Here is a 25,158-nt window from a genome sequence, read left to right as displayed (position 1 = left end):
TCAGCCCCTCCCCCGACCCCTCCCGCAAGCGGGAGGGGAGTTTGGTTTGGGAGAATATCGTGACCCGCACGCCCGTCCGTCCGTTCCGATCGCGCGAATGGTTCGCCGCCCCCGGCCGCGCCGACATGGCAGCACTCTATCTCGAGCGCTTCATGAACTACGGCATCACCCCGGCGGAGCTGACCTCGGGCAAGCCGATCATCGGCATCGCCCAGTCGGGCAGCGACATCGCGCCGTGCAACCGCATCCACCTGGAAACGGTGAAGCGCGCCCGCGAAGGCATCCTGGCGGCGGGCGGCATCCCGATGGAATTCCCGCTCCACCCGATCTTCGAGAATTGCCGGCGCCCCACTGCGGCGCTCGATCGCAACCTCGCCTATCTCGGCCTGGTCGAGATCCTCAACGGCTATCCGATCGACGCAGTGATCCTCACCACCGGCTGCGACAAGACCACGCCCTCGTCGCTGATGGCCGCCTCCACCGTCGACATTCCGGCGATCGTTCTGTCGGGCGGCCCGATGCTCGACGGCTGGCACGAAGGCGAACTGGTCGGCTCCGGCACGGTGATCTGGCGCTCGCGCCGCAAGATGGCGGCGGGCGAGATCGACGAGGCCGAGTTCCTCCGCCGCGCGATGGAAAGCGCGCCGTCCTCCGGGCACTGCAACACCATGGGCACCGCCTCGACGATGAACAGCCTCGCGGAGGGCCTGGGCATGTCGCTGCCGGGCTGCGCGATGATCCCGGCGCCGTATCGCGAGCGCGGGCAGATCGCCTATGAGACCGGCAAGCGCATCGTCGACATGGCGTACGAGGACCTGCGCCCGTCCAAGATCCTGACCAAGCAGAGCTTCCTCAACGCGATCAAGCTGCTCACCGCGATCGGCGGCTCGACCAACGCGCAGCCGCACCTCAACGCGATGGCGGCGCATGCAGGCATCACCATCACGCCAGAGGACTGGCAGACCGGTTACGACCTGCCGCTGATCGTCAACATGCAGCCGGCGGGCCAGTATCTGTCCGAGCGCTTCCACCGCGCCGGCGGCATCCCGGCGGTGCTCAAGCTGCTGGTCGATGCCGGTATCCTCGACGGCAGCGTCGCAACCTGCACCGGCCACACCATGGCGGAGAATGTCGCCGAGGCGCGGGTCCTGGATGCGGACGTCATCTTCCCCCTCGACAAGCCGCTGATGGAGAAGGCCGGGTTCCTGGTGCTCACCGGCAACCTGTTCGACATGGCGATCATGAAGACCAGCGTGATCTCCGAGCAGTTCCGCTCGCGCTATCTCTCCAAGCCGGGGCAGGAGGGCGTGTTCGAGGTTCGCGCGATCGTGTTCGACGGGTCGGACGATTATCACCACCGGATCAACGATCCGGCGCTCGCCATCGACGACAATTGCATCCTGGTGATCCGCGGCGCGGGCGTGCTGGGCTGGCCCGGCTCGGCCGAGGTAGTCAACATGCAGCCGCCCGATGCGCTGCTCCAGAAGGGCATCCAGAGCCTGCCGACGCTGGGCGACGGCCGCCAGTCGGGCACCTCGGACAGCCCGTCGATCCTCAACGCATCGCCGGAAAGCGCAGCGGGTGGCGGCCTTTCCTGGCTGCGCACCGGCGACGTGATCCGCATCGACCTCAACCAGGGCCGTGTCGACGCGCTGGTCGAGCCGGACGAGATCGCTCGCCGCAAGGCCGAGCCCGCGCCGCCGATCCCGCCGAGCAACACGCCGTGGGAAGAGCTGTACCGCGAGAAATCGGGCCAGCTGCACGAAGGCGGCGTGTTGGAATTCGCGACCAAATATCGTGGTACCGGGCTGAAGGTGCCGCGGCACAACCATTGACCATCAGGGGCGGAGGCAGTGCTTCCGCCCCTTTTTCTTATCCCTTGCCATTCCGCGAACACGCGGATCACGGCGGAGCGCGACTAGCCGAATCCTCCTCCCACAATCCCGTCCCCGCCTCCGGCCCATTCCGGAGGTGGTAAGTGTCACTCGGCAGTGATAGTTAACCATTACCAACTGACAGGGGACGGACGGGGTGGAAGAAGGGGCACCGGCGAAGCGGCCGCGCAATGCGGCGAACACGCGGGGCGTTATTCTCGAGGCGGCCAAAAGGCTGCTGGCGGAGCAGGGCTTTGCCCGTTGGGGCGTGAACGCGATCGCGCGCGCCTCGGGCTATGACAAGCAGCTGATCTACCGCTATTTTGGCGGCATGGACGGCCTTGCAGAGGCGATTGCAGCAGACGTCTCCGCCTGGATGGAGACTGCGCTTATTCGGCCGGAAAATGTCCCGCCGCCCGCCACCTATGCGGAAATGATGGGGCGTGTCGCGGTGGCGTTGCTCGACGCGTTGCGCAGTGATCCCCTTGCGCAGAAGATCCTGGCCTGGGAGCTGTCGGCACCCTCCAAGCTCGCCCAGGCCTTCACCGAGGCGCGGGGCAAGGCGCTGAGCGCCTGGATTGCGAGGGAACGGGGTACCTTGCAGCGCCCTGCGGGAATCGATGCGCCGATGCTCAATGCGCTGTTGATCGCCTCGATCCAGCAGCTGGTGCTGTCGGGCGCGCAGAGCGGTCGGTTCCTGGGGCTGGACCTGTCCGACGACGCGGGCTGGGAGCGTGTGCGTGGCGGAATCGCCGGCCTCACCCGGGCGATGTACCAGTAGCAGGATATGGAGCCCTAAGGCTTCCCTGGCCCCTCCCGCTTGCGGGAGGAGCCAGGGGAAGGCGTTCAGGCCCCGACGCGGATCATCGAACCCGGCTGGCCGGCCACCGTCACGCGGAAGCTGAACAGGTCGCCGGAGCTGGGCCGTGCGGCCTTGTCCTCGGCCGAGAGGTGCTTGTTCGCGGTGGTGGCATACACCGTCTTCAGGTCGGGGCCGCCGAATGCGATCTTGGTGATGGCGTCCACCGGGAACGGTACGGTTTCTACCAGCGCGCCAGCGGGCGAGTAGCGGCGCACCTCGGAGCCCATATAGAGGCTCACCCACACAAAGCCTTCGCTGTCGACGCAGGGGCCGTCCGGGAAGCCTTCGCCCTCTGCGATGCGGACGAACTCGCGGCGGTTCACCAGCGCCCCCTCCGCGTCGATGTCGCAGGCGTAGACCAGCTGGCCCAGCGTATCGACATGGTAGAGCGTCTTGCCGTCGGGCGAGACCGCCGGGCCGTTGGTGATGGAAACCTTCGGCGTCGATGGGACGCAGCTGCCGTCGGCGGCAAGGCGGTAGATGGTGCCGGTAGCCTCGCTCTCGGCGTCATCCATCGTGCCGAACCACAGCCGACCCTCGGGATCGACGGTGCCGTCGTTCAGGCGATTGCCGGGCAGGCCGGGCTCGGGGTCGACGAGCGGAGTGAAGCTGCCGTCGGCGGGGTCGAACCTGGCGAGGCCGGTCTGCAGGCCCGCGACAAAGCCGCCGCTGGCGCATGGCAAGGCGAAGCCCACCTGCGCCGGTGCGTCCCAGCTCGCCTTGTCGCCCGTGGCGGGGTCAAGGCGGTGGATCTTGTGGCTCTTGATGTCGACGAACCACAAAGCGGCATCGCGCTCCACCCACACCGGGCCTTCGAGAAGCGGGGCGCTGAGCCCCCAAACGCTCTCCGGCGCCGAAACCACCACCTTGTCGGTCATCTTATCTCCAGCCTGCATCCACGAAGAATTCATGGCTCGTTACCAGCCGCGCATCGTCGGATGCAAGGAACAGCGCTGCCGCTGCGATGTCGTCCGGCACCAGGCGGCCGGGCAGGCACTGCGCCTTGACGATCTCGGCCTCGCCCTCGGGCGTGTACCACTTCATCTGGCGCGGCGTCTTGACGTTGCCGGGGACGATGCAGACCGAACGGATGCCGTCCGGGCCCAGCTCGCGCGCCAGGCTGCGGGTGAGGCCTTCGATCGCCGCCTTCGCGGTCTGGTAGAGCGTCAGCTCTTCCAGCGCGAGATGCCAGGAGATCGAGCCGAGGTTGATGATCACGCCCGCGCGCTTCGCCTTCATCGCCGGGATCACCGCCTGCGCCATGAAGAACTGGTGGCGCAGGTTCACGTTCATGCGGTTATCCCAATATTCCGGGGTCACCTGCTCGATCGTGTGGCGGTCGTCATTGGCGGCGTTGTTGAGCAGCACGTCGAAGCCACCCTCCGCCTCGATCAGCGCCTGCACCTGTGCTTGCGCGGCGCGGACGTCGGTGAGGTCGACCTTGTAGAAGCGCGGCGCGATCGCTGCATCCGACAGGCTGGCCACCAATGCCTTCGAATCGTCCTCGGCGATATCGAAGAACGTCACGTCAGCGCCCTGGCGGACGAACCCCTCGACCAGCCCGGCGCCGATCCCCGAACCACCGCCGGTGATCAGGACCCGCTTGCCCTTGAGGCTCGGATAGACGGCGCGCTGCGCGGCCGGGATCGGCCCCTGCTGGAGATCGGCTTCAGACATGGACACCTTACGAGTTGGAGAGAAGGCCGCGGGCGGCGAGGTTGCGCATCAGGTCGCGGATGCCGAACGTCCAGGGCGCGGCGGCCTTCGACGTGGTGACGCGGTTGACGAGCGTGCCGAGCTTCGGCGTGGCGATGCGCACGACGTCGCCGGGCTTGTGGGTGAAGCCGCGGCCGGGATGATCACGATCCTGCACAGGCGCGAACAACGTGCCCAGGAACAGCGCGAAGCCGTCCGGATACTGATGCTCGCTCAGCGTCTGGCGGACCAGCTCGGTGGGATCGCGGCTGATCTCGCTCATCTTGTTGGTGCCCGAAAGGCGATAGCCTTCCGGCCCGTCGATGGTGAGATCGACCACCGCGCTGCGCACGTCGTCCATCGTGAAATGATCGTCGAACAGGCGGATGAAGGGACCGATCGAGGTCGAGGCGTTGTTGTCCTTGGCCTTGCCGAGCAGCAGCGCGCTGCGGCCTTCGAAGTCGCGCAGGTTGACGTCGTTGCCCAGCGCGGCGCCCTTGATCGCGCCGTTGCGGTCCACGACCAGCACGACTTCCGGCTCGGGGTTGTTCCAGTCGCTGTCCGAGCGGATGCCGATCTCGGCACCCCAGCCCATCGCCGACAGCACCGGTGCCTTGGTGAACACTTCCGCGTCCGGCCCGATCGCGACTTCGAGATACTGCGACCACATGCCGGCCTCGATCAGCGCGGCCTTGAGGCTGGCGGCCTCCGGCGTGCCGGGAACGACCGAGCGGATGCCGGAGCCGACCTTGGCTTCCAGGTCGCCGCGAATCTCGGCAGCCTTGGCGGAATCGCCGCGGGCGCGTTCCTCGATCACGCGCTCCAGCGCCGAGACTGCAAAGGTGACGCCGGCGGCCTTCACGCACTGCAGGTCAACGGGCGCGAGGATCTGCGGGGCCGCATCGGTGCCAAGTGCCTCGACGCTGCACAGCACCGTCCCGCTGAGGGTGGCGATGTCGTCGCGCTCCAGCAGGTCGGCGACAGTGGGCGCGGTGCCCGATACGTCGATCACCTGGCCGTCGCGGAGGATCACCGGGCTGGGGCCGGCGGGCGTCTGCACACGACCGACCAGGATGGCCTGCGCATGATCGGCAGGCAGCATGTCTCGAAGCGCTTCCAAGGGACCTCTCACCAACTCGTTTCGGATTGTGATAGCGCTACCATTGGCGCTCCGGCAAAGCAAATGTCAAGCGCGGCATAGCGGGCTTTCCGCCAGTTTCAAATATGAGAAAGGATTTCGCCTACGATTGCTTCAGGCGCGCGCATCGCTCCCTCCTCGCTGGCGCGGACGACGCGCCAGGGGCCGAGCAGATCGGCGGCGACGATCGCCTCGTAATTGCCGCGCACGCGCTGCTGGAGTGCGATATCGGCCTCATATTCGTCGAAGCTGCGATCGGTGTAGCTGCGCTGCGCCTTTTGCAGGATCAGTTCGCGCGCCAGCTCCCAGGGGGTGTCGAGATAGATCGACAGGCGCGGGCGGGGCAGGGCGAACTGGCCGGTTTCGAGCGCGAGGATCCAGTCCATCAGCGCGCGGCCTTCGTCGCCGCCCAGCTTGGCGCCCTGATAGGCCATGTTCGATGCGATGTAGCGATCGAGCACCACCACGTCGTGGCTCGCCTGCGCCTCGAGCAACGCGTCCCGCCACTCGAAGCGGTCGAGCGCGTAGAGGACGGCGGCGGCATGGGGTGTTACGGGGACGGGCAGCTCGCCGGCAAGCATCTTGCCGATCGTCACCCCGGCGACGGTCTCGCCATAGCGCGGGAAGCCGAGCACGGTGGCGGTGCGGCCCGATGCCTGGAGCGCCGCACACAGCCCGCGCGCGGCGGTGTTCTTGCCGACGCCGTCGGCGCCCTCGATCGCGATGAGTTCACCCATGCCGCTGCCATAGCATGGTCCGAGAGGTTGTCATCAAGACTCCCCGGGCACTTGTGGTGCGTGGGCGCGAGGGGGAGGGAGGAAAGCACGCCGCGGCACAACGATCGTCATTCCCGCGAAGGCGGGAATCCATTTGCCAGGACACCTGGGGCAGGAACCGCAGCTTCAGCGCCAATCGATCCCCGCCTTCGCGGGGATGACGGCGGTGTGTGATGCCCTTGCGTCCAACTGCGGGCGTTGGAGCGACCAGACCCTCAATGCAGCGAAGCCGTCTCCGGCGGGGTGCACAGCAGCGCGCAGGGGCCTTCGGTGTCGAGCGGCAGGATCGCTGTCAGCGCGGCCAGGCCGCCGGCATGGTCGATCAGCCAGCCCGGCTCCGCCACGGCGGGTCGTTCCGGAGAAAAGGCGACTCCGGTGCCGTCGGTGATCACGCCCAGTCGGCGCGGCGGGCTCGGCCAGCGGCCTGCGAGATAGGTGAGGCAGGCGCTCGCCGCGTCCTGCAGCGCGCCTTCGTCGCTGTCCTCGGGGCAGAAGCCTTCAGGTGTGGCGTCGATTTCGGCGACCAGGCGGAAATCGTCGCCGCGCCACCAGATCATCCGCAGCGACCCGTCGATCTCCTGCTGTAGACCCAGAAAAAGCCGACCGCCGGCCGGGAGCAGCGGCTGCGCGCAGCGCACCATTTCCTCGGCCAGTTCGGTCAGCTTGTAGTTCGACCGGGGCAACATCTGCATCGCACCTCGGCCGTTGGTCAGGGAATCTCGGGGCATCGGATCATTCCGGGAAGGAGTATGCTTCCCTTATAGAATGCTTTTGCCCCGATGGGGTATCAGTGCAGTGCGGCGCTGCTCGGAACCGGCGCTGCGGCGATGGCAACGGCTTCCACCGTCTCGCGATTGGCGTCGGCAGCGACGACCGCGTCGATGCTCGAAGCGTCGATGGCGGCGACGCTGGAGAGCAGGTTGTGCGGCTGGCTGGCGTCCGGCAGGATCGGCGTGGTGCTGCGGGCAGCGGCCGGCTGGCGGCGCTTGGCGGTGGCGGGTTCGCCATATTCGGCCATCACCGAGAAGCGCGGATCGGCAGCGGCGATTTCGGCGATCACCTTGGCGGCGCGCTTGGTGATCTGGCGGACGCGCTCCTTGGTCACGCCGGTTTCCATCGACAGGTCGTCGAGCGTGGCGGTCTGGAACACGCGGCGGGCGACGATCTCGCGATCACGCTCCAGCTTGGCTTCCAGCTTCTCCAGCTCGGCCGGGTCGATGCCGTGGGTGGCGGTGCGGAGGCGCGGGCCTTCGCGGCGCAGGGCTGCCTCTTCCCGCTTTGGGCGGGGACGGCGGCGGAGCTGCTCAATGCCAACCTTGCGGAGGTGATCGACATAGGCCTCGATCAGCGAGGAGATCGCGCCATCGGCGAGGTAATCCGATGCGGCGCTCTCGGTGCGCTCCAGGGCATCCTCGTCCTCGATCATCGCTTCGGGCGACATTTCGTCGCCATCGGCGGAGCTGACCATCGCGCTGAGCGAAACGGTGGTGGCTTCGACCTTCTTCGCCGAGGGGCGCTGATCGGTCATCAGGCGGAAGCGCAGGCTCTGCAGCTCACCGCGGATCTGCCAGTTGACGAAGGTGGTGAACTGGGCCTTTTCCGGCTCATAGGCCTGGATGGCGCGGTGCACGGCGATGGCGCAGCACTGCTCGGCGTCGTCCCAGTGTGCGGTCAGGCCGTACTGGCGGATGAAGTGGCGAATGCGGGGAGCGATCAGCTTCAGGATGCGGGCAAAGGCGCGATCGATTTCGGCGCGCTGACGGTTGGTCTGCTTGCCGTCCTTCGGCGAGTTCTCGATGACGGTTTGGACTGCGGCCTCGAGAGCGATCGTGATCTTCGACATTCGTATTCCCCTGGTTCAGCGCCGGTCCGATCGTTTCGGCGCCGTCGACAGGGGACACATTTCGTCTGAAACCTTTAAAGGAGTGCTAATCCGAACCTTAGGTAGTTTTCCGCAAACGCACTCCCAAGCTTTATAGCAACGCCGATTCGCTTGGCGAGCCAAGTGCCTGAAAAAATGATGGTTAATCGCCGTTCAGCAGCTTCGCTAACGGACGCGGAAACGGCCTAAGTGGCGGTTTCAGGAGGCAAATTTGTCCGGCTGGACGTGCCTGTCGATGAAATCGAGTAACCATTGGCGATGCGCGCGCGTCGCGTCGCCGGCGCTGGCGATCCGCTGCTCGGCCGCCGATCCGCCGATCTGGGCGGTCAGCAACTGGCGCGCACGGGCCGAGTCAATATTGCCGGCAAGAAACTTCTTTGCATCACCGAGGCCGAGATGGTGCCCCAGATAGGCCGCCTTGGCCAACGTCTCCGAATCGGCGCGGACGTTGAGGCCCGCCGATTCGAAATGCTGCAGGTTGTTGCGCGCCATGTCGGCGATGGTGAGAATCGACGCCTGCGGGTCGTAGCGAAGCGCCAGCAGCTCGCTGCGGCGGGACGGATCGACCTTGCCGTTTTCCTTCAGCCAGCCGCGCGCCTTGGCCACTTCGTTCAGCCAGGTGCCGCCCTGTTCGGCGAGGGTCTGCCAGGTGCCGCTGAGGAATTGCCCGAGCCCGGCCGCGCTGGAACGCGGATTGCGCGACAACGGATTCCAGCTGCCGTCCTGGCCCTTGCCCGCCTCCGCATTGACGATCGCGGCGATTGCGGCGGAGGGGATGCCGCTCCGCGCCTCAGCTGCCGCAAGCGTATCGGCGTAGCGGGCGTTGGTGCCGAGCGAGACTGCACCGGCCATGGCCCCGGCCGTGGGCGCGGATGCCAGCGCGACGGGGCGTTCGGCAACGGCGCGGGCGCGCTCGGCAGTCATCGGGCCCTTGGGTAGCGCCGCGACCTCGTCGGGCTCCTCGTCATGGCAGGAGCAGGCGCACTGGCACTTGCACTTGCCCTTGGCGGATTTCGGCGCCTGGGTACCGAGCAGTTCGAGCAGCGAATCCATCGCCATGTCCGATCCGCCGCCCAGCGGGGAACGGGTCTTCTCGCCGTCGCGATCATTTTCGCCGATCGCGGCGCGCCACAGGCGGGTGGAGAGTTCGGACTGCGCCTGCGCATAGATCACATTGGCGCGCTGCGCCGGCGTGAGCGCGGCAAGGTCGGTACGGTGGATCATGCGGCCTTCACCAGCATCCGCTTGCGATCGCGCAGGAAGCGCGCCGCAGCGATATCGTCGATCGCCGCCTGTTCGGCGGCTTCGGCTTCGCGCTCGGCTTCGGCGCGGAACCGTTCGGCCGCGCTTTCGATCGCGCGGACCGTGCCATAGGCCTCGCGCGCCAGCTCGCGCAGGTTGAGCAGGCGTGCCTGCTCGGCCGCGGCTTCCTCGGCGATCCGCGTCTGGGCATGCTTGGCGGTGGCGAGCCAGGCATCCGATGCGAAGGGCAGGGCGTGGGCGAGCACGCGCTCCTCGCGAACACGCGCGACAAGGTCGCGACCCTGCTGCTCAAGCTCGGTGATTCGCTCGATCGACGCGCCGATCGCCACCTTGAGGTCGTCGACGGCACGCTGCTGCATGCGCAGGGCTGTATCGAACGGCGTTCTCATGCGGCGAGGCCCACGTTATGGCCATGGCCGTGGCCGTCGCCCGTCGCTTCGCCGGACAGGATCGCCGCCAGTTCGGCGAACGCTGCCTCGGCATGGCCCTGGTCGTTCTTGCCCTGGTTGAGCAGGGCCTCGATCCGCGGCGCGAGCGCGACGGCACGGTCGACATCGGGCGACGAACCCGCCTTGTAGGCGCCCAGCCGTACCATCTCCTCCATGTCGGCATAGGTCGACAGCAGCTTGCGGGCAGCGAGGCGGACCTCGTTCTGCTCGGGCTCGAGGCAATGGGGCAGGGTGCGCGAGACGGACTTGAGAATGTCGATCGCCGGATAGCGGCCGCGCTCCGCGATCGCGCGGCGCATCACGACGTGTCCGTCGAGGATGCCGCGCACGGCGTCCGCAACGGGCTCGTTGTGATCGTCGCCGTCGACGAGCACCGTGAACAGGCCGGTGATCATTCCCTGGCCGGGCGCACCCGGGCCGGCGCGCTCCAGCAGGCGCGGCAGCTCGGCGAAGACGGTGGGGGTATAGCCCTTGGTGGCCGGCGGCTCGCCCGAGGCGAGGCCGATCTCGCGCTGCGCCATCGCGAAGCGGGTGACCGAGTCCATCAGGCAGAGCACGTTGAGACCCTGATCGCGGAAATGCTCGGCAACGGCGAGGGTGGTCCAGGCCGCCTGGCGGCGCATCAGCGCCGGCTCGTCCGAGGTGGCGACGACGACAACCGAGCGGGCCATGCCTTCCGGCCCCAGGTCGTCCTCGATGAATTCCTGCACTTCGCGGCCGCGTTCGCCGATCAGGCCGATCACCGCGACGTCGCACTGCGTCCAGCGCGCGAGCATCGACAGGAGGACGGACTTGCCGACGCCGGAGCCGGCGAACAGGCCCAGCCGCTGGCCGCGGCAGAGCGGCACGAAGGTATCGAGGCAGCGCACGCCCGTTTCGATGCGTTCGGCAACGCGCGAGCGGCCGGCGGCGGCGGGGGGGGAGGCCTTGATCGGCTGGGGATCGGCCCCGTTGACCAGCGGGCCGAGACCGTCGACCGGGCGGCCGAGGCCGTTGATCATGCGGCCGAGCCACGCCTTGGAGGGGCGCACGGTAAACTGGCCGGCGCCGAGCTCGGCAATTGCACCAAGCCCCACGCCCTGCGGATCGACGAACGGCAGGCACAGCGCGACGCCGCGGTCGAGCGCGGTGACTTCGGCTTCCACCTTGCCGGTAGGAGACTGGATCTCGACGCGGCTGCCGATCTGGGCAACGCCGGTCAGGCCCTCGACTTCGATGAGCGCGCCGCGCACTGCAACCACGCGCCCGAAGCGACGGTCGGGGACCATCTCCTTGATGGCGCGGGCGGCACTGGCGAGCGTCTGCATCGCGCGGCTCCCTCAGGCGGCCTGCGTCGCGGCGGGGTCGGCGGTGGCGGCGTCTTCCATCGCGATCAGCTCGCGTGCGACCGACAGCGCCTTGTAATATTCGCCTTGGGCAAGATCGTTGGCGAAGCGGATGCACAGCTCGCGCGCCTCGGCGGTGCCGAGGCCGGCGATCAGCAGGCTGAGCAGCTGGACCACGGCATCCTGATGGGCGTCGCGGCCGTTCGGATCGATATAGGCGAGCATCGTCGCGAAATAGAGCTGGCGCGCGGGTGTCGTCGCTTCCTCGGGCCGCATCACTTCGCGGCCGCGCAGGATCGACACCATGTTCTCCACGGCGATCTGGGTACGTCCCACGGCGCGCAGCACCGCACCGTTGACGATCGCCTTTTCACCGTCGCGCAGCGTAATGCGAAGCATGGAACTGGCCTTTCAATAAGCGTTCCTAAACTTATAGCTGCGTTTTCCTCGCGCCTGGGCAAACACCCGGCAAATTTTGCCGCCTGCCGCGCAAAAGCGGCAAAATCGCCCCTCCGATTTGGGACGCGCCTTCACCCCTCTACAATGAGGATGTCGCCGGCGTGGGGATCGCGCGGGCATCTCGAGGAGTTTTGAACTTGAGCCTCTATTCCGCTCTTTACGCTGGCGTTTCCGGGCTGAGCGCGCAGTCGAGTGCCATGGCCACGGTTGCCGACAACATCACCAACATCAACACCGTCGCCTATAAGGGCGTCGAAGCACAGTTCCGCACGCTGGTGACCGATGGTCGCGCGTCGTCGAGCTATGCGGCTGGTGGTGTGGCGGCGACCCCGATCACGCAGGTCACCAAGCAGGGCCTGCCCCAGGCTACCGGCAGCAGCACCGACCTCGCCATCGACGGCGACGGCTTCTTCATCACCCGTTCGGGCGTGTCGGGCAACGACCCTGTCGCCTATACCCGCGCGGGTTCATTCAAGCCCGACGAGCAGGGCTTCATGCGCAACTCGTCCGGCCTCTACCTCTACGGCTGGCGTCTGAACGAGACCGGCGGCTATACCAACACCGGCAACGTTAACGCGCTGACGCCGGTGCGTCTGAGCGATCTGGTGGGCACCGCCGCGCCGACCACGAAAGTCGACGCGCGCATCAACCTGCAGTCGGACGCCGCCACCTATCCGCCGAACGCTGCCGCCCCGGCCTATACCGTCGGGAGCCTCGCAAGCGGCGCGATCGAGCCGACCTTCACGCGGTCCTTCACCGTCTATGACTCGCAGGGCGGCAGCCACGAGCTCAAGATGTCGTTCCTGAAGACGGGTGCGAACACCTGGAAGGCCGAGACCTACATGAACCCGGCGACGGATGTCTCCGGCGTGACTGGTGGTCTGCTGGCCAACGGCGAAATCAAGTTCAACGGCAACGGCAGCCTGGACAAGGCTGGTTCGACCGGCACCTTCTTCAACACGCTGAACATCAACTACACCAACGGTTCGACCTCGGTTCCGATCGAGATGTCGCTGGGTGAAGACGGCGGCATCAGCGGCCTTACCTCGTTTGGCCAGCCCTCGTCGCTGGTGCGCGGTGGCGCGGACGGCGGCATCCTGGGCAACATCGCAGCGACCGAAATCTCGAAGGAAGGCGTGGTCAGCGCGATCTTCGACGACGGTTCGAGCCGCAAGGTGTTCCAGCTGCCGGTCGCGACCTTCCCGAACCCCAATGGCCTCACCCGCGTGTCGGGCAACGCCTATTCGGGCAATCGCCAGTCGGGCATGATGACCATGAACGCGCCGGGCGAGCTCGGTGCCGGCAAGTTGCTGTCGAACACGCTGGAGGCCTCCACGGTCGACCTGGCGGGCGAGTTCACCAACATGATCCGCTTCCAGCGCGCCTATAGCGCATCGTCGAAGATCATCACGACCGTCGACGACATGCTGCGCGAAGTCAGCGATCTGAAGCGCTGATTTCTAAGGCAGGGGGACGCTCGACATGGCGCTGAACGATATCCTGGGAACCGCCGCTTCCGGCCTGGCTGCTGCGCAGGCGGGATTGAAGGCGGTATCGAACAACATCGCCAATGTCGGCGTCGCCGGCTATGCGCGCGAGCGGGTGAATCTTTCGACCTCGGTGCTGGCGGGCAATGTCAGCGGCGTCAGCGTCGGCGAGTTCGAACGCGTCGCCGACCGCTTCCTGGAAGCCACCGTCTACCGCCGCGCGGGCGACTACGGCAAAACGGAAGTCACCTCGAGCTACCTCGACCGGCTGCAGTCGCTGCTCGGCGAGCCCGGCGCCAAATCGGGCCTGCCGGCGCGACTGGACGCGATCAGCAGCGCCGCGATCTCTATGACCGGGTCGCAGTCCTCGGCGCAGACCTCGGCGGTCTTCACCGGCACCGTCGTCGACGCGATCTCCTCGATGCAGCAGATCACGCGCGACGTGGACGGCCTGCGCGCCGACGTGGAATCCGAGGTCGGCTATTCGGTCGACAAGATCAACACGCTGCTCAAGCGCATCTACGATCTCAACGGTACGGTCTCCCAGGCCACCGGTCTCGGGCGGAATGCGAGCGGCGCGGCCGATCAGCGCATGAGCGCGATCGAGGAACTGAGCGGCATGCTCTCGGTCAACGTCCGCGACCAGCCGGACGGCCGGGTGATCATCGAGACGACGTCGGGGCAGATGCTGCTCGACTCCCGGGTGCGCCAGCTCGACTATCCGAACAAGGGTGCCGGCATCGGCAACTCGCAGATCACCTATCCGGACATCTCGATTCGCTTCGCCGACAAGAACGGCACGATGGGCGCATTGTCGGGCGAGAAGATCGAATCCTCCGCCGTAGGCGGCAAGCTGGGCGGCCTGCTCGACCTGCGTGACCGGGCGCTGCCCTCCTTCTCGGAGCAGCTCGGCGTCGTCTTCAGTGGGCTGTCCGAAGCGCTGAACGCGGTTTCGAACGAGAACACGGCGATGCCGCCGCCCTCCAGCCTCACCGGCCGCCAGACAGGACTGGTCGCAAGCGACCGGCTCGGCTTCACCGGCAAGGCAACCTTCGCGGTCGCCCAGGCCAACGGCACGCTGGTCGCAAAGACCGAAGTCGATTTCGACGCGCTCGGGCCCGCGGCTACCGTGTCCGACATGGTCAATGCGATCAATTCGGGACTCGGCGGCGCGGCCACGGCCAGCTTCACCAATGGCGTGCTGAGCTTCGCGGCGAGCGGCGCCGGCAACGGCGTGGCGATCGCGCAGTCGACGGCCAATCCGAGTGCCCGCGCCGGCGTGGGCGTGTCGCAATATTTCGGCATGAACGACCTGATCCGCAGCGATAGCAACAGCCTGGTGCCGACCGGCTTCAACGCGACGGATCCGCATGGCTTTACCACGGGGCAGACCGCCCAGATCGTCCTGCGCGACGCATCGGGCCTGGCGCTGACCAGCTACACGCTGCAACCGACCACCGGCGGCACGATGGGGGACATCGTCACCCAGTTGAGCGGCAGCCCGCTGGGCAATTTCGGCGCCTTCTCGCTCGACAGCCGCGGGCGGATTCGCTTCGATCCGGTCGGCGGCCTCTCGGGCGCTACCCTGTCGATGGCTTCGGACTCGACCGATCGCTTCGGCAGCGGCCGAACCTTCTCGGCGCTGTCCGGCCTCAGCGGCCTCAACAGCGGCCTCGACGTGGCGAAGGTTCGCAACGAGGTCGTCAACAGCCCCGGCTCGCTGCCGCTGGGCCGGCTCGACACCAGCGCTGCCGTCGGCGCCAAGGCACTCGGTGCGGGGGATACCCGCGGCGCGACGGCCTTTGTCGAGAAGCTCGGCAGCACGCTGGATCTCGGCAAGGACGGCGTGGTCAGCGTCGGGCGTTTCTCGACTCAGCTGCTCGGCCGGGCCGGCCTGGAAGCCAGCCAGGCGCAGGGCCGCTACGACGACGCCAACGCCCGCAAGTCCGACGCGGTGAACCGCCGCGACAGCTATTCCGGCGTCAACATCGACGAGGAACTCTCGCAGATGGTCGTCCTGCAGAACAGCTATTCTGCCTCCGCGCGGGTGATGAGCACCGCCGCAGAGATGTACGACACGCTCCTCCAGATGGTTCGTTAAGGGGACTGACCGATGACCCGCGTTGCCACCATTCCACTCCAGCGCACCATGGCCAGCGCCATTTCCGGCGCGCAGGAAAAGCTGGCGATTACCCAGAAGCAGCTCTCGACCGGCAAGAAGGCGACGGACTTCGCGTCGCTCGGCACCGAGTCCGTGCGCAACCTCTCGGCGCACAGCCTGCTGGAGCAGCAGAAGGCACAGGCGAACGTCGCCAAGCGCGTGGGCACCACGATGTCGCTCTATCAGGGCCATATCGAAGGCATCCAGACCGCCACGACCGCGTTGCGCCAGCAGATCCTGAGCGCGATCGGCACCGGCCAGTCGGCCGGTCTGCAGCAGGCGATGGACAGCTCGTTCAGCCAGATGCGCTCGTCGCTGAACGCGTCGGAAGGCGGCACACCGCTGTTCGGCGGTTCGCAACTCGACCGCGCGCCGTTCTCGGTCACCACGCTGGCAGACGCCGCGACCGTGCCCGTGGCGCAGGCCTTCCACGACGACAATGTTCTGGCCAGCGCCCGCGTGGCCGATGGTCTGGACGTCACCTATGGCGTCAACGCCAGCTCGATGGCGACCGGTATCTATGATGCGTACCGTGCCATGGCGCAGATTGGCCCGATCGGCGAGACGCTCACCGACGCGCAGAAAACCGCGCTCGCAGGCGTGATCTCGAAGCTGGACGGCGGCCTGAAGCAGCTCGTCGCCGTCAATGCCGATAACGGCCGCAAGCAGAACCAGGTCGAGGACCTGACCACGCGCGGCGAAGAGCGATCGCTGCTGCTGCAGCAGGTAATCGAGGACAATGAGGACGCGGATCTGGGCCAGGTCGCGATCGACCTGTCGCAGCAGAAGACCGTGCTCGAGGCGAGCTATTCGGTCTTCTCGCAGCTCTCCAGCCTGAGCCTCGTCAAGTATCTCTGAGCGCAAGCGCGCGTTCGAACACCGCCGTCAGCATCGGCTCGGTCAACCGGCCGATGCTCTGATTGTACCGCGACACGTGATAGCTATCGAGCACCGTCTGCCCCTTTGGCAGGCGGTGCTCTGCGCCGTGCGCGAACCTTGCCTTGGGCAGCTTGCCGCCAAGCGCCTTCACCGCCGACTGGTGCGCGATCTCCCCCAGCGCGACCACGACCGGCGCGTGCAGCTGGCCGGCCAGGAACGGTCGGCAAGCGTGGATTTCAGCCGGGGTAGGGCGGTTTTCCGGCGGCAGGCAGCGCACCGCGTTGAGGATCTGCACGCCCTTCGGCACGCCTGCTTCGGCAAGGCCAAGCTTCTCCAGCACCGCAAACAGCAGCGTGCCGGACTCGTCGCCCGTGAAGGCGCGGCCGGTGCGGTTCGCCCCCAGCTTGCCGGGCGCGAGGCCAACAATGGCGATCGCTGCATCGGAGTCGCCCAGCATCGGCACGGGCGCGTTCCACCATTCCGGCTGTTCGGTGCGCAGCTGGGTGCGCAGCGCGACGAGGCGCGGGCAGAACGGGCAGTCGCGATCGGGTTCGGGGCTTGGCGTGGGCATCGCCCGGCGATAGGCGCAGGTACGTGTCCGTCACAAGCTACATCATCGCCCTGGGCTCCAACCGCCGCGGCCGCCACGGCGGACCACGCGCCGAGGTGCAGGCGGCACTTGTCGCGATCGGCGGCGTGCGCGCGGTGTCCCGCATCCACGAGACGCCGCCTTTGGGTCCCTCGATCCGCCGCTTCGCCAATGCCGTTGCCGAAGTCGAGAGCGGCGAGGCGCCGGAAGCCCTGCTGCGCCGGCTGAAGGCGCTCGAGCGCGCCTTTGGCAGGCGCCCGGGGCAGCGCTGGGGCGCGCGGGTGATTGATCTGGACATCGTGCTGTGGTCGGGCGGCTGCTGGGCAAGCCGCACGCTGACCGTACCGCACCCCCAGTATCGCGCGCGTCGCTTCGTGCTGGCCCCGCTGGCCGAGATCGCGCCGGACTGGCGGGACCCGGTGACCGGCCGCGCGACACTTCCGTTGCTGCACGCGGTTGACCGGCGGCGCCCCTGCGCTTAGGTGGCGGGATGTGGGTCCGTAGCTCAGTCGGTAGAGCAAGCGACTTTTAATCGAGAGGTCCCGGGTTCGAATCCCGGCGGACCCACCACCGCCTCTCCAAGTGCATGGCCCCATCCGCTGGCCTGTGGTTCTCGTGCTGGTCTGGCACGACGGGACAGGGCGGCTTTGGGCTTGCCCGTGGGAGCCCGCGAACATCTGGATACGCTTCTGGGGGATGACAGGCTCGCGCAACGGGCTCCTGCACCGCAGCAATTTCAGCTTGATACCATATATCATCCCCGGTACATGCGCGCCTCATGCTCCCTTCAGAAAGTGGAATCCCGATGCGTCGCGTACTTCTCGCTTCTTCCTCGCTCGTGCTCTTGCCCCTGTCCGCGGTCGCCGAACCGCTTTCGGACAAGCCGCTTGCCGCCGAGACCGAACAGGCGAAGGATGCGCCCGCGCAGCAGGGGCCGGCGATCATCGTGACCGCACCTTATCGCCAGAGCGAGGCCGACGTGCTTTCGGGCACTTCGGTCGTCACCGGCGAGGAACTCACCCGCAGCCTGCGGCCGACGATCGGCGAGACGCTGGCGCGCCAGCCGGGCGTTTCCGCCAGTTCGTTCGGCCCAAGCGCGTCGCGGCCGATCCTGCGCGGCTTTCAGGGCGAGCGCGTGCGCATCCTCACCGACGGCATCGGCTCGATCGACGTGTCGAACACCTCGGCCGATCATGCGGTGATCATCGATCCGCTGCTCGCCGAGCGCGTGGAAGTGCTGCGTGGCCCGTCCGCGCTGCTTTTCGGATCCTCGGCGATGGGCGGCGTGGTCAATGTGATCGACAGCCGCATCCCGCGCAGCGTGCCGGAAAAGGGCTACCGGCTGAGCAGCATCGCCACCTATGGCTCGGCGGCGAACGAGCGTTCGGTCGGCGGGGCAGGGGATGTGGCGGTGGGCAGCCACCTCGTGCTGCATGCCGACGGCTCCTATTCCAAGTCGGACGACCTCAAGATCGGCGGCTATGCGCTGACTGCGGGCAAGCGCCGGCAGGCGCTGGCGAGCGCGGCACTGCCCGCGGATCCGGATGCCGATCCGATCGATTTCGCGGCAAACGCAGGCGTGAAGAACCGGCTGCCCAACACCGCCGCCAAGACCTGGACGGCGGGCGCGGGCGCGGCGATCGTCACCGAGACCGGCACGCTGGGCATCGCCTACAGCCATTATGACAGCCTTTACGGGGTGCCGATCCGCTTCGCGACCCTGCCGGGGCAGGAGCAGGAAGGCCCGCGGCTGAGCGTCGTCCAGAACCGCCTCGATCTGCGCGCCGAGGCCGATACCGGCGGCGGTTTCCTCCAGAAGGTGCGGCTGCGCGCGGGCTATGCCGCCTATCGGCACTTCGAGCTGGAGGAAGACGGCGCGGTTGGCACTGCCTTCTACAACAAGGGGCTGGAAGGCCGCCTGGAGCTCGTCCAGGCCGATCACGGCGCGTGGCGGGGCGCGAGCGGCGTGCAGTATTTCGCGCGCGACTTCGACGTGCAAGGCGACGAGGCCTTTCTGCCCAAGAACAAGACCCAGCAGGTCGGCCTGTTCACGCTCCAGCAGCTGGATCTCGGCGCGCTGAAGGCCGAGGCGGGGCTGCGCTACGAGTTCACCGATCTTTCCGCGAACCCCGTGCTGGACGACACGCGCTTCTTCAACGGCAAGCGCAGCTTCCAGGCGCTGTCGGGCTCGATCGGCGCGTCCTACGGCGTGGCGCGGGACATTCGCATCGGCCTCAACCTGTCGCACACCGAACGTGCGCCGTCGGCCGAGGAGCTGTTCGCCAACGGCGCCCATGCCGGCACCGAAGCCTATGAGCTGGGCAATCCCGATTTCCGGCTGGAGAAGAGCTGGGGGCTGGAAGCGACGCTGCACGCGCATGGCGACGGCTACAGCTTCGATGCCTCGGCCTATTACAACTGGTTCTCCAACTATATCAGCGACAACCAGACGCAGCAGGGGATCTGCGAGGCGGCGGCCGCGCCGAGCGGACGCACCGTCGACCTGCCGTGCTTCCAGTTCACCCAGCGGGACGCGCGCTATTACGGCTTCGAGGCGGAGGGTTCGGTGCGGGTCGCGCAGCTGGGCGCAACCACGATCAACGTGGACGCCCTGGGCGACTATGTTCGCGCCAACATCGTCGACGAGGGGCCGGCACCCCGCATCCCCGCGCCGCGCGTGCTCGGCGGCATCGAGGCGCAGTCGGATCGGATCACCGGCCGGGTGGAGGCGGAGCATGTCTTCGTCCAGAACCGCACCGCGGCGTTCGAGACGCGCACGTCGCCGTACACGATGGTCAATGCCACCGTCAGCCTGAAGCCGTTCCCGACGATGCCCGGCACCACGCTCACTCTGTCCGCCAACAACCTGTTCGACGTCGAGGCCCGGCGCGCGAGCAGCTATCTGAAGGACTATGCGCCGCTCGCAGGCCGCGACCTGCGCGCGACGCTGCGCTTTAGCCTGTAGTCGTCGACGCAGTCGCGTCCAGCAGATCCCCGATCGCGCCCGTCGGGCTCGCTTCGGGGATCGCTGCCATCGCCGCGCTGATCCGGGCGGGATCGACGGTCGGCGTCGGCTGGGTCAGCAGGTCGAAGGCCTGGGCGCTGGGCAGCGACTTGAATGCCGCGCCGTAGCGGGCGCGCAGTGCCTGCAGCTTGGCTTCCTGGTTCAGCATCGCCAGCGCCACCGCCTGACGCAACACGATCGCCTGGTTGGGCGGGGACATCGCGCCGGGCGCAGGCAGTGTCGCCTCGTTCTCGGTGATGAACGAGCCCCAGTTGCGCGTTCGCCAGTGGATCTCGCTGCGTACGCCGCCGCCACCAGGCACGCCGTCCAGCGCCGCCATTGCCGCGGCCTCGCGGCCGAGCTTGTACAGCGCCACTGCCTCGATCCGCTTGCGATCGAAGCGCATGGCGTCCGAATAGCTGGCCTGCTCGGTCGCGTGCAGCGTGTCGAGCGCCTTCACCGGATCGCCGGACAGGATGAACAGCGTGGCCACCTTTACCGACAGCGGGCCCTGCGCCACGTCCTGCCGGCGCTGCATCAGCTGATACTGGAGCAGCTCGGCCGCACGCGGATAGAGACCGGCGGCCTCCAGACGATCGGCGAGGCGCAGCGCGAGCGTATCGCCTTCGGCACCGGCGGGTGCCAGTTCCTTGTAATCCCAGTAGAGGCCGGCCGCTTCAGGAAGCGGCGTGCCGCTGTCCGGCGCCAGCATCTCGCCCAGCCACGCCTGGATCTGCTTGAGCATCATGCTGGAGTCGCCGTCTGGCCGGTAATAGCGGAAAAGCGTGGCGGCGCTGCGCAGCGCGGCACGATGGTCGTTTTCGGCCAGTGCCAGCTGGTATTCGAGCCGTAGCGCGCCCTGTTCGACCGGACCGCCGCGCCAGCCGTAGCGGAGCGCTTCCAGCTGCTTGATCCCCTCGGCAGGGGTGATGCGGTGGAGCTTCAGATCGCCCTGGATATGGGCGAGCTTTGCCTCGGCCTGGATGTCCGGCGTGCCGCTCAGATCGGCCCGCGACAGGCGGAACAGCCCCTCGGCGGGGTCGCCGGAAGCCAGCAGCGCCTTGCCGCGCAGCAGATTGGCCTGCGGGTCCTGGTCGCCGAACAGCTTCAGCCACGCAAGGGCGGGCTGGCCCTGGTTGATGGCGATGGCGCCCTTTGCCGCGGCGAGCGTGAACGGCTTGCGTTCCTGCGGTGCCCGGCCGTTGATGGCCGGCACGGCGCAATTGATCTGGCGCGCGGCGGCCTTGTCATCGCCGGTCCCGGCAAGCGCACGGACGCGCCAGGCACAGGCCTCGGCATTGCCTTCCAGCTCCGGGAGCGAAAGCGCTTCCACCGCGTCACGGTAATGGCCGATCATCACCAGCGCCGCGCCGCTCGCGAGCTGGAACGGCGCGACAAGGGCGAGATCCTCGTCATCCGATTCCATCGTCTCCAGCACGCCCAGCGCCTCGGCCCCCATGCCGCGGCGGATCAGCGAGCCGGCGTAGCGCCAGCGAGCGAGCTGGCGGGATTCGGGCTTGGCATTGATCAGCGCATCCCACGCGGCTTCCTCGGTCAGTTCCGGCCAGTCGCGGCTGTCGGTGATCGTCGGCATCTGCGCGAGGAGGGCGGCGAACGGCGGCAGTACGGCACGGCCGGCAGCCGGTGCCGCGGGAGCGGCAGCTTCCGCAGCCGCAGCCGCAGCTGCAGGTGCGGCGCCATGGTCGGCGCCGTGGTCTGCCGCTGGTGCGTGGGCAGGATCGCTGGGGGGGGCAGCGGCGGTGCTGGCGAGCAGCGCGACGATCAGCAAACGACGCATTAATGTGCTCCGGCCATGAGATAGGTCACCACGGCACCGCCGATGATGCAGGCGATCACGAAGAGCATCGCGGGCACGATCGGCAGTCCGTCCTGCGCGGCCGCGTCCGGGCCGCCTGCCTGGGCGTTCTGCATCTCGCTGGTGTCGACGGCGTTGCCGCGGCTTGCCGCATCGGCGACGACGCGCATCCGGGCGGGGCGTTGATCGTGGCTCATTTGGAATCCGTTAAGTGCTTGTCCCTTATTTATAGGACGTGCGTGGCCGCAGTGGCGGCCCGACCCATGCGATTGACGGGAGAAATTTGGTGCGCGGCAAGCAGACGCTGGCGATGCTCGGACTGGTGGCACTGGCGGTTTCGCCGCTGCCCGCGGGGCGTGCATTGGCCTCGGGCGGCGGGGGCGAAGGCGAGGGGGTGCATCTGGTAAAGATGGAGCCAATTGCGGTGCCTATCGTCGATTCCGATCGCGTTGCGGGCACGCTGAATTTCAAGCTGGTACTGGAAGTGCACGACGCCGCCGCCGCCGAGAAGTTGGCCGCGGCGATGCCGAACCTGCGAATGGCGGCGATCGCCGGCGGCGTGGAATTCGCGCGACTCGATGCTTCGGCACTCCGCGCGGTGAACGTTGCGGATCTCGACAAGACGCTGACCGGCGCGCTCAAGACCGTGACGCCCGATGTCGGCCGTGTGCTGATCGTCGAAGTGGGTGCCTCGCAGAACTGAGGCTGCCGGCACCCGCGACGGACCGGACCCCGACCAAAAAAAAGGGCATCCCTGCGGCAGCCGGGATGCCCTTTTTGCATTGAGGCTATATGCGGCAGCCGCGACGGCCGGAAGCACCCCGGCCCTCGCCGGGATGCCGTTGATCGGTCAGCCCGGCTTGCGCGCGGCGCCCGCGGGTGCGGCCATCGCGGCAGCGGCCGGGGCGGCTGCCGGCTTCGCCGCGCTCTTCCGCGCCAGCGCCATGCTGAGCGAGGCCGCGCCCTTGGGCGACATCGCTGCGAGGATCGCTGCGGTGGAGGCGGGACGCATCCGCTGCGCCACCTTCATCTGCACTTCCATGTCGAGCTGCTCGAACACGGCGGCAGCCTTCGCTGGCTTCATCGCCTGGTAGATTCGGGCCAGCTCATCGAACTGCGCTTCCGCAGGCGAGGGTGCACCGGGCGCACCGGGCGCGCCGGTGGCGGCCTCCTTCTGCTGTGCCTCGACGCTGGCTGCCAGCCGCTGTTCGGCCGCCTTCGCAGCCTGTTCGCGCAGGTCGAGCGCGCGCTGGCGCTTGGCCGCTTCCTGGTCGCGTGCGCTCAGGTCGCGCTCGATCGAGTTGCCGAGCCGGGTCTTGTTGGTGCCGTCCTGATCGCCGGTGGCGATGCTGGCGGCGTTGGCCACCGCGGCGATCGCGGAGGCCGCTGCCATCAGCAGCAGCAGGGAGGGGCGCGCCATCACGCGGCCTCACGCGTGGCGGGCAGCGCTTCAACGGGCGTTTCCGCCGCGATCGCCGATTCCGCTTCCGACTGTTCGGCGGCTTCCTCTCCGGCGACGCGCAGCGCGTTGGCGAGGCTCACCGCCGACACGATCCGCTCGCAGGCGGAATCGGCGATGCCGATCATGTCCGACAGCTCGTCGCGCAGATCGCGGGCCTGCTCCACCAGCCGGGCGTGGCGGGCGCAATCGGTGCCCAGCGTGGCCTTCATGTCCGAAAGCACGGAGCGTGCCTGCACCGTCGCGTTGTCCAGCGCCTTCACCACATCGGTGAGGGCACCTTCCTTCACGGTGCGCAGGCTGCGCATCATGCGCATGCTCTGCACGAGCACCGCGACGCACAGGATGATCGTCAGCACATTGGCGAAAAGCGCGATACTCATGTTACTTCTTCCTCGTGCGGGAAACGTCGTTGACCAGGCGCACGGCGACGCGGCCGCTACGCTGGCCGATCTGGGCCTGGGCGAGCTTGATGTCGCCGCACGCCATGTCGAGCGCGTCGTCGGGGCTCTTGTCGAACGCGATGGTCTGGCCGACCTGCAGCTCTTCCAGGTCGGAAAGCGGCAGCGCCTTTTCGCCGAGCAGCACGTTGACGGTGACGTTGGTCTTGCGGATCTCGGAGGCCATGTGCGCCTCCCAGATGCTGTCGCGGCCGCTCTTTTCGCCCATGAAGCGCTGGAGCAGCTTGTGGCGCACTGGCTCCAGCGTGGCGTAGGGAAATACCAATGTGATGCAGCCGCCGCGGCCGTCCATGTCGACGCGGAAGGTGGCGATGGCGCAGATGTTCGAGGTCGCGGCGATCGCGGCGAAGCGCGGGTTGGTCTCGATGCGCTCCAGCCGCATGTTCACCGGCTCGATCGGCTCGAACGCGTCGGCGAAGTCGCGGAGCGCGGTTTCCAGCACGCGCGAGACCAGAGAGGTCTCGATCGGCGTAAAGCCGCGGCCGTCGATCACCGTCGGCGTGTTGCTGCCGCGACCGCCGAGCAGCGCGTCGACCACCGAATAGATCAGGCCGGACTCCACGGTGATCAGGCCGTAGCTTTCCCATTCCGCGATCTTGAACACGCCGACCATCGCGGGCAGCAGCACGCGGTTCATGAACTCGCCGAAACGGGCCGAGGTCACTTCCTCCAGGCTCACGTCGATCGCGTCCGAGGTCATGTTGCGCATCGAGCTGGCGAAGCTGCGCACCACGCGGTCGCACACCACTTCCAGCATCGGCAGCCGTTCATGGCTGATGACCTTCGATTCCAGAACGGCGCGCAGGCCCTTCTTCTTCAGAACCGGTTCGCTGCCGCCGAAGAGCGCGTCGATGTCCGCCTGGTCGAAGCGGATATCGTCGCCGCCCATCGGTGCGGCGGGGGGATCCGGAAGGTCGAAATCGTCTAGATCGATCATTGCTGGATCAGGTCCTGAATGAGAACTTCCTTGACCATGCCGGGGCCGAGCACGCGGGTGGCGCGGACCATCAGCTCTTCCTTCAGCCGGAACACCGCCGCCGATCCGCCCAGGTCCTCGGGACGCAGCTCGCGCAGGAAGGGCTGATAGGCGTCGAGCACGACGGGCAGCTTGTCCTTCAGCGCCGCGTCGGTGGTCTTCGGGCCAGGAACCAGCATAAGGTGCAGCTTGAGGAAGCGCGGCGCGCCGTCGGGCGAACGCAGGTTCACGGAGACGGTCGGCACGTCGACGAACTTGCCCTTTCCTTCGCCTTCGCCGTGCCCGCCTTCGCCTTCCTTGGCCGCTTCGCCCTCGCCGTGCCCTTCGTCGGCAGCAGCGGCTTCCTCGCCGTGCGCTTCCGTCTTGGCCGTGCTCTTGCCGCCCATGAAGAACGCGGCGCCGCCGCCGCCCAGCGTCAGCGCAGCAGCAGTCGCGGCGCCGATGATGATCAGCTTCTTCTTCTTGTTGGGCGCCGGGGTCTCCTGCGCGCTCTTATCCTCGACGATTTCGGCCGACATAATAACCCTGGACCTTCCGATTTATCGGCCGCGGCGTCCGCACGTCCGATTTTCTCCTATTATAGAAGCGTCACCCGGCAATTTC

The 25,158-nt window shown here is 67.5% G+C and carries 25 protein-coding genes and 1 tRNA gene; 9 read left to right on the top strand and 17 right to left on the bottom strand.

The features are described from left to right. Nucleotides 1–56 precede the first annotated feature (56 nt). Both V7E00_RS11160 and V7E00_RS11155 read left to right on the top strand, forming a co-directional pair. The gene (locus tag V7E00_RS11160) at nt 57–1,835 is read left to right on the top strand and encodes an IlvD/Edd family dehydratase (protein ID WP_333573851.1); all 1,779 of its coding nucleotides are present in this window, start codon (nt 57–59) and stop codon (nt 1,833–1,835) included. A gap of 196 nt (nt 1,836–2,031) precedes the next feature. Then, entirely contained in the window at nt 2,032–2,655 is a 624-nt protein-coding gene (locus V7E00_RS11155) for a TetR/AcrR family transcriptional regulator (protein WP_333572722.1), read from the top strand. A 65-nt stretch (nt 2,656–2,720) separates the two neighbouring features. Here V7E00_RS11155 and V7E00_RS11150 read toward each other — a convergent pair whose 3' ends face one another. The 10 genes from V7E00_RS11150 to V7E00_RS11105 form a co-directional block, all read right to left on the bottom strand. Then, complete coding sequence (locus tag V7E00_RS11150) at nt 2,721–3,614, bottom strand: SMP-30/gluconolactonase/LRE family protein (protein ID WP_333572721.1); 894 nt, start codon at nt 3,612–3,614, stop codon at nt 2,721–2,723. Between the two features lies 1 nt (nt 3,615). Continuing rightward, nucleotides 3,616–4,413 carry an SDR family NAD(P)-dependent oxidoreductase gene (locus V7E00_RS11145; protein WP_333572720.1) on the bottom strand — a complete coding sequence of 266 codons (798 nt, stop codon included), beginning with the start codon at nt 4,411–4,413 and terminating at the stop codon, nt 3,616–3,618. 7 nt (nt 4,414–4,420) lie between these two features. Beyond that, nucleotides 4,421–5,533: a fumarylacetoacetate hydrolase family protein gene (locus V7E00_RS11140; RefSeq protein ID WP_333573850.1), complete on the bottom strand. Its 1,113-nt coding sequence runs from the start codon at nt 5,531–5,533 to the stop codon at nt 4,421–4,423. Nucleotides 5,534–5,649: 116 nt separating this feature from the next. Continuing rightward, a complete protein-coding gene (locus V7E00_RS11135; protein ID WP_333572719.1) occupies nt 5,650–6,306 on the bottom strand; it encodes a dTMP kinase in 657 nt (218 codons plus the stop codon). A 254-nt stretch (nt 6,307–6,560) separates the two neighbouring features. Beyond that, nucleotides 6,561–7,073: a hypothetical protein gene (locus V7E00_RS11130; protein ID WP_333572718.1), complete on the bottom strand. Its 513-nt coding sequence runs from the start codon at nt 7,071–7,073 to the stop codon at nt 6,561–6,563. A 59-nt stretch (nt 7,074–7,132) separates the two neighbouring features. Next, nucleotides 7,133–8,188, bottom strand: a complete 1,056-nt coding sequence (locus V7E00_RS11125) for a sigma factor-like helix-turn-helix DNA-binding protein (protein ID WP_333572717.1) — start codon at nt 8,186–8,188, stop codon at nt 7,133–7,135. A gap of 237 nt (nt 8,189–8,425) precedes the next feature. Beyond that, nucleotides 8,426–9,451, bottom strand: coding sequence for a peptidoglycan-binding protein (locus tag V7E00_RS11120; RefSeq protein ID WP_333572716.1), 1,026 nt, complete (start codon nt 9,449–9,451; stop codon nt 8,426–8,428). Beyond that, entirely contained in the window at nt 9,448–9,849 is a 402-nt protein-coding gene (locus tag V7E00_RS11115) for a hypothetical protein (RefSeq protein WP_333572715.1), read from the bottom strand. The genes V7E00_RS11120 and V7E00_RS11115 overlap by 4 nt, the downstream gene beginning before the upstream one ends. A 26-nt stretch (nt 9,850–9,875) precedes the next feature. Next, on the bottom strand, nt 9,876–11,246 hold the full coding sequence (gene fliI / locus V7E00_RS11110) for a flagellar protein export ATPase FliI (RefSeq protein WP_333572714.1): 1,371 nt from the start codon (nt 11,244–11,246) through the stop codon (nt 9,876–9,878). Nucleotides 11,247–11,258: 12 nt separating this feature from the next. Further along, nucleotides 11,259–11,663: a flagellar biosynthesis repressor FlbT gene (locus V7E00_RS11105; protein WP_333572713.1), complete on the bottom strand. Its 405-nt coding sequence runs from the start codon at nt 11,661–11,663 to the stop codon at nt 11,259–11,261. A 197-nt stretch (nt 11,664–11,860) separates the two neighbouring features. On the opposite strand from V7E00_RS11105, the gene V7E00_RS11100 reads away from it, so the two are divergent. Genes V7E00_RS11100 through V7E00_RS11090 form a run of 3 tightly spaced genes read left to right on the top strand, consistent with a single transcriptional unit; the run spans nt 11,861 to nt 16,229 of the window. Beyond that, on the top strand, nt 11,861–13,180 hold the full coding sequence (locus V7E00_RS11100) for a flagellar hook protein FlgE (protein ID WP_333572712.1): 1,320 nt from the start codon (nt 11,861–11,863) through the stop codon (nt 13,178–13,180). 25 nt (nt 13,181–13,205) lie between these two features. Beyond that, nucleotides 13,206–15,311, top strand: coding sequence for a FlgK family flagellar hook-associated protein (locus tag V7E00_RS11095; RefSeq protein ID WP_333572711.1), 2,106 nt, complete (start codon nt 13,206–13,208; stop codon nt 15,309–15,311). Between the two features lie 12 nt (nt 15,312–15,323). After that, complete coding sequence (locus V7E00_RS11090; protein WP_333572710.1) at nt 15,324–16,229, top strand: flagellin; 906 nt, start codon at nt 15,324–15,326, stop codon at nt 16,227–16,229. Here V7E00_RS11090 and V7E00_RS11085 read toward each other — a convergent pair. Then, entirely contained in the window at nt 16,216–16,821 is a 606-nt protein-coding gene (locus tag V7E00_RS11085; RefSeq protein ID WP_333572709.1) for a uracil-DNA glycosylase, read from the bottom strand. The two genes, V7E00_RS11090 and V7E00_RS11085, sit on opposite strands and share 14 nt — an antisense overlap. A 23-nt stretch (nt 16,822–16,844) precedes the next feature. Between V7E00_RS11085 and folK the strand changes: the two genes are divergently transcribed. From folK to V7E00_RS11070, 3 genes are all read left to right on the top strand, one after another. Beyond that, a complete protein-coding gene (gene folK, locus V7E00_RS11080; RefSeq protein ID WP_333572708.1) occupies nt 16,845–17,321 on the top strand; it encodes a 2-amino-4-hydroxy-6-hydroxymethyldihydropteridine diphosphokinase in 477 nt (158 codons plus the stop codon). A gap of 12 nt (nt 17,322–17,333) precedes the next feature. Further along, nucleotides 17,334–17,409, top strand: a tRNA-Lys gene (locus V7E00_RS11075). Between the two features lie 235 nt (nt 17,410–17,644). After that, complete coding sequence (locus V7E00_RS11070; protein WP_333572707.1) at nt 17,645–19,804, top strand: TonB-dependent receptor; 2,160 nt, start codon at nt 17,645–17,647, stop codon at nt 19,802–19,804. On the opposite strand, the gene V7E00_RS11065 is transcribed toward V7E00_RS11070, so the two are convergent. Together V7E00_RS11065 and V7E00_RS11060 are read right to left on the bottom strand one after the other, a co-directional pair. Next, a complete protein-coding gene (locus V7E00_RS11065; RefSeq protein ID WP_333572706.1) occupies nt 19,794–21,641 on the bottom strand; it encodes a hypothetical protein in 1,848 nt (615 codons plus the stop codon). The genes V7E00_RS11070 and V7E00_RS11065 overlap by 11 nt on opposite strands. Beyond that, a complete protein-coding gene (locus tag V7E00_RS11060) occupies nt 21,641–21,856 on the bottom strand; it encodes a hypothetical protein (protein WP_333572705.1) in 216 nt (71 codons plus the stop codon). Before V7E00_RS11060 ends, V7E00_RS11065 begins: the two co-directional genes overlap by 1 nt. An 89-nt stretch (nt 21,857–21,945) precedes the next feature. On the opposite strand from V7E00_RS11060, the gene V7E00_RS11055 reads away from it, so the two are divergent. Continuing rightward, entirely contained in the window at nt 21,946–22,362 is a 417-nt protein-coding gene (locus V7E00_RS11055) for a hypothetical protein (protein ID WP_333572704.1), read from the top strand. Nucleotides 22,363–22,509: 147 nt separating this feature from the next. Here V7E00_RS11055 and V7E00_RS11050 read toward each other — a convergent pair whose 3' ends face one another. Genes V7E00_RS11050 through V7E00_RS11035 form a run of 4 tightly spaced genes read right to left on the bottom strand, consistent with a single transcriptional unit; the run spans nt 22,510 to nt 25,073 of the window. After that, entirely contained in the window at nt 22,510–23,079 is a 570-nt protein-coding gene (locus V7E00_RS11050) for a MotE family protein (RefSeq protein ID WP_333572703.1), read from the bottom strand. Beyond that, nucleotides 23,079–23,501 (bottom strand): DUF6468 domain-containing protein, encoded by a 423-nt coding sequence (locus V7E00_RS11045; protein ID WP_333572702.1) that lies wholly within the window; start codon nt 23,499–23,501, stop codon nt 23,079–23,081. Before V7E00_RS11045 ends, V7E00_RS11050 begins: the two co-directional genes overlap by 1 nt. Nucleotide 23,502: 1 nt before the next feature. Next, a complete protein-coding gene (gene fliM / locus V7E00_RS11040) occupies nt 23,503–24,516 on the bottom strand; it encodes a flagellar motor switch protein FliM (protein WP_333572701.1) in 1,014 nt (337 codons plus the stop codon). Beyond that, complete coding sequence (locus V7E00_RS11035) at nt 24,513–25,073, bottom strand: flagellar basal body-associated FliL family protein (protein ID WP_333572700.1); 561 nt, start codon at nt 25,071–25,073, stop codon at nt 24,513–24,515. The genes fliM and V7E00_RS11035 overlap by 4 nt, the downstream gene beginning before the upstream one ends. Between the last annotated feature and the right edge of the window lie 85 nt (nt 25,074–25,158).

This window comes from Sphingomonas sp. (assembly GCF_036731925.1).
Taxonomy (GTDB): Bacteria; Pseudomonadota; Alphaproteobacteria; order Sphingomonadales; family Sphingomonadaceae; genus Sphingomonas.
The sequence above is the reverse complement of the archived record's forward strand: the minus strand, read 5'-3'. Positions and strand labels throughout refer to the sequence as shown.

What these genes read in the sequence shown, in the direction of transcription:
- V7E00_RS11150 (WP_333572721.1), bottom strand. Translation starts at nt 3,614, where the DNA reads ATGACCGACAAGGTGGTGGTTTCGGCGCCGGAGAGCGTTTGGGGGCTC.
- V7E00_RS11145 (WP_333572720.1), bottom strand. Translation starts at nt 4,413, where the DNA reads ATGTCTGAAGCCGATCTCCAGCAGGGGCCGATCCCGGCCGCGCAGCGC.
- V7E00_RS11140 (WP_333573850.1), bottom strand. Translation starts at nt 5,533, where the DNA reads ATGCTGCCTGCCGATCATGCGCAGGCCATCCTGGTCGGTCGTGTGCAG.
- V7E00_RS11135 (WP_333572719.1), bottom strand. Translation starts at nt 6,306, where the DNA reads ATGGGTGAACTCATCGCGATCGAGGGCGCCGACGGCGTCGGCAAGAAC.
- V7E00_RS11130 (WP_333572718.1), bottom strand. Translation starts at nt 7,073, where the DNA reads ATGCCCCGAGATTCCCTGACCAACGGCCGAGGTGCGATGCAGATGTTG.
- V7E00_RS11125 (WP_333572717.1), bottom strand. Translation starts at nt 8,188, where the DNA reads ATGTCGAAGATCACGATCGCTCTCGAGGCCGCAGTCCAAACCGTCATC.
- V7E00_RS11120 (WP_333572716.1), bottom strand. Translation starts at nt 9,451, where the DNA reads ATGATCCACCGTACCGACCTTGCCGCGCTCACGCCGGCGCAGCGCGCC.
- V7E00_RS11115 (WP_333572715.1), bottom strand. Translation starts at nt 9,849, where the DNA reads ATGCAGCAGCGTGCCGTCGACGACCTCAAGGTGGCGATCGGCGCGTCG.
- fliI (WP_333572714.1), bottom strand. Translation starts at nt 11,246, where the DNA reads ATGCAGACGCTCGCCAGTGCCGCCCGCGCCATCAAGGAGATGGTCCCC.
- V7E00_RS11105 (WP_333572713.1), bottom strand. Translation starts at nt 11,663, where the DNA reads ATGCTTCGCATTACGCTGCGCGACGGTGAAAAGGCGATCGTCAACGGT.
- V7E00_RS11095 (WP_333572711.1), top strand. Translation starts at nt 13,206, where the DNA reads ATGGCGCTGAACGATATCCTGGGAACCGCCGCTTCCGGCCTGGCTGCT.
- V7E00_RS11090 (WP_333572710.1), top strand. Translation starts at nt 15,324, where the DNA reads ATGACCCGCGTTGCCACCATTCCACTCCAGCGCACCATGGCCAGCGCC.
- V7E00_RS11085 (WP_333572709.1), bottom strand. Translation starts at nt 16,821, where the DNA reads ATGCCCACGCCAAGCCCCGAACCCGATCGCGACTGCCCGTTCTGCCCG.
- V7E00_RS11070 (WP_333572707.1), top strand. Translation starts at nt 17,645, where the DNA reads ATGCGTCGCGTACTTCTCGCTTCTTCCTCGCTCGTGCTCTTGCCCCTG.
- V7E00_RS11065 (WP_333572706.1), bottom strand. Translation starts at nt 21,641, where the DNA reads ATGCGTCGTTTGCTGATCGTCGCGCTGCTCGCCAGCACCGCCGCTGCC.
- V7E00_RS11060 (WP_333572705.1), bottom strand. Translation starts at nt 21,856, where the DNA reads ATGAGCCACGATCAACGCCCCGCCCGGATGCGCGTCGTCGCCGATGCG.
- V7E00_RS11050 (WP_333572703.1), bottom strand. Translation starts at nt 23,079, where the DNA reads ATGGCGCGCCCCTCCCTGCTGCTGCTGATGGCAGCGGCCTCCGCGATC.
- V7E00_RS11045 (WP_333572702.1), bottom strand. Translation starts at nt 23,501, where the DNA reads ATGAGTATCGCGCTTTTCGCCAATGTGCTGACGATCATCCTGTGCGTC.
- fliM (WP_333572701.1), bottom strand. Translation starts at nt 24,516, where the DNA reads ATGATCGATCTAGACGATTTCGACCTTCCGGATCCCCCCGCCGCACCG.
- V7E00_RS11035 (WP_333572700.1), bottom strand. Translation starts at nt 25,073, where the DNA reads ATGTCGGCCGAAATCGTCGAGGATAAGAGCGCGCAGGAGACCCCGGCG.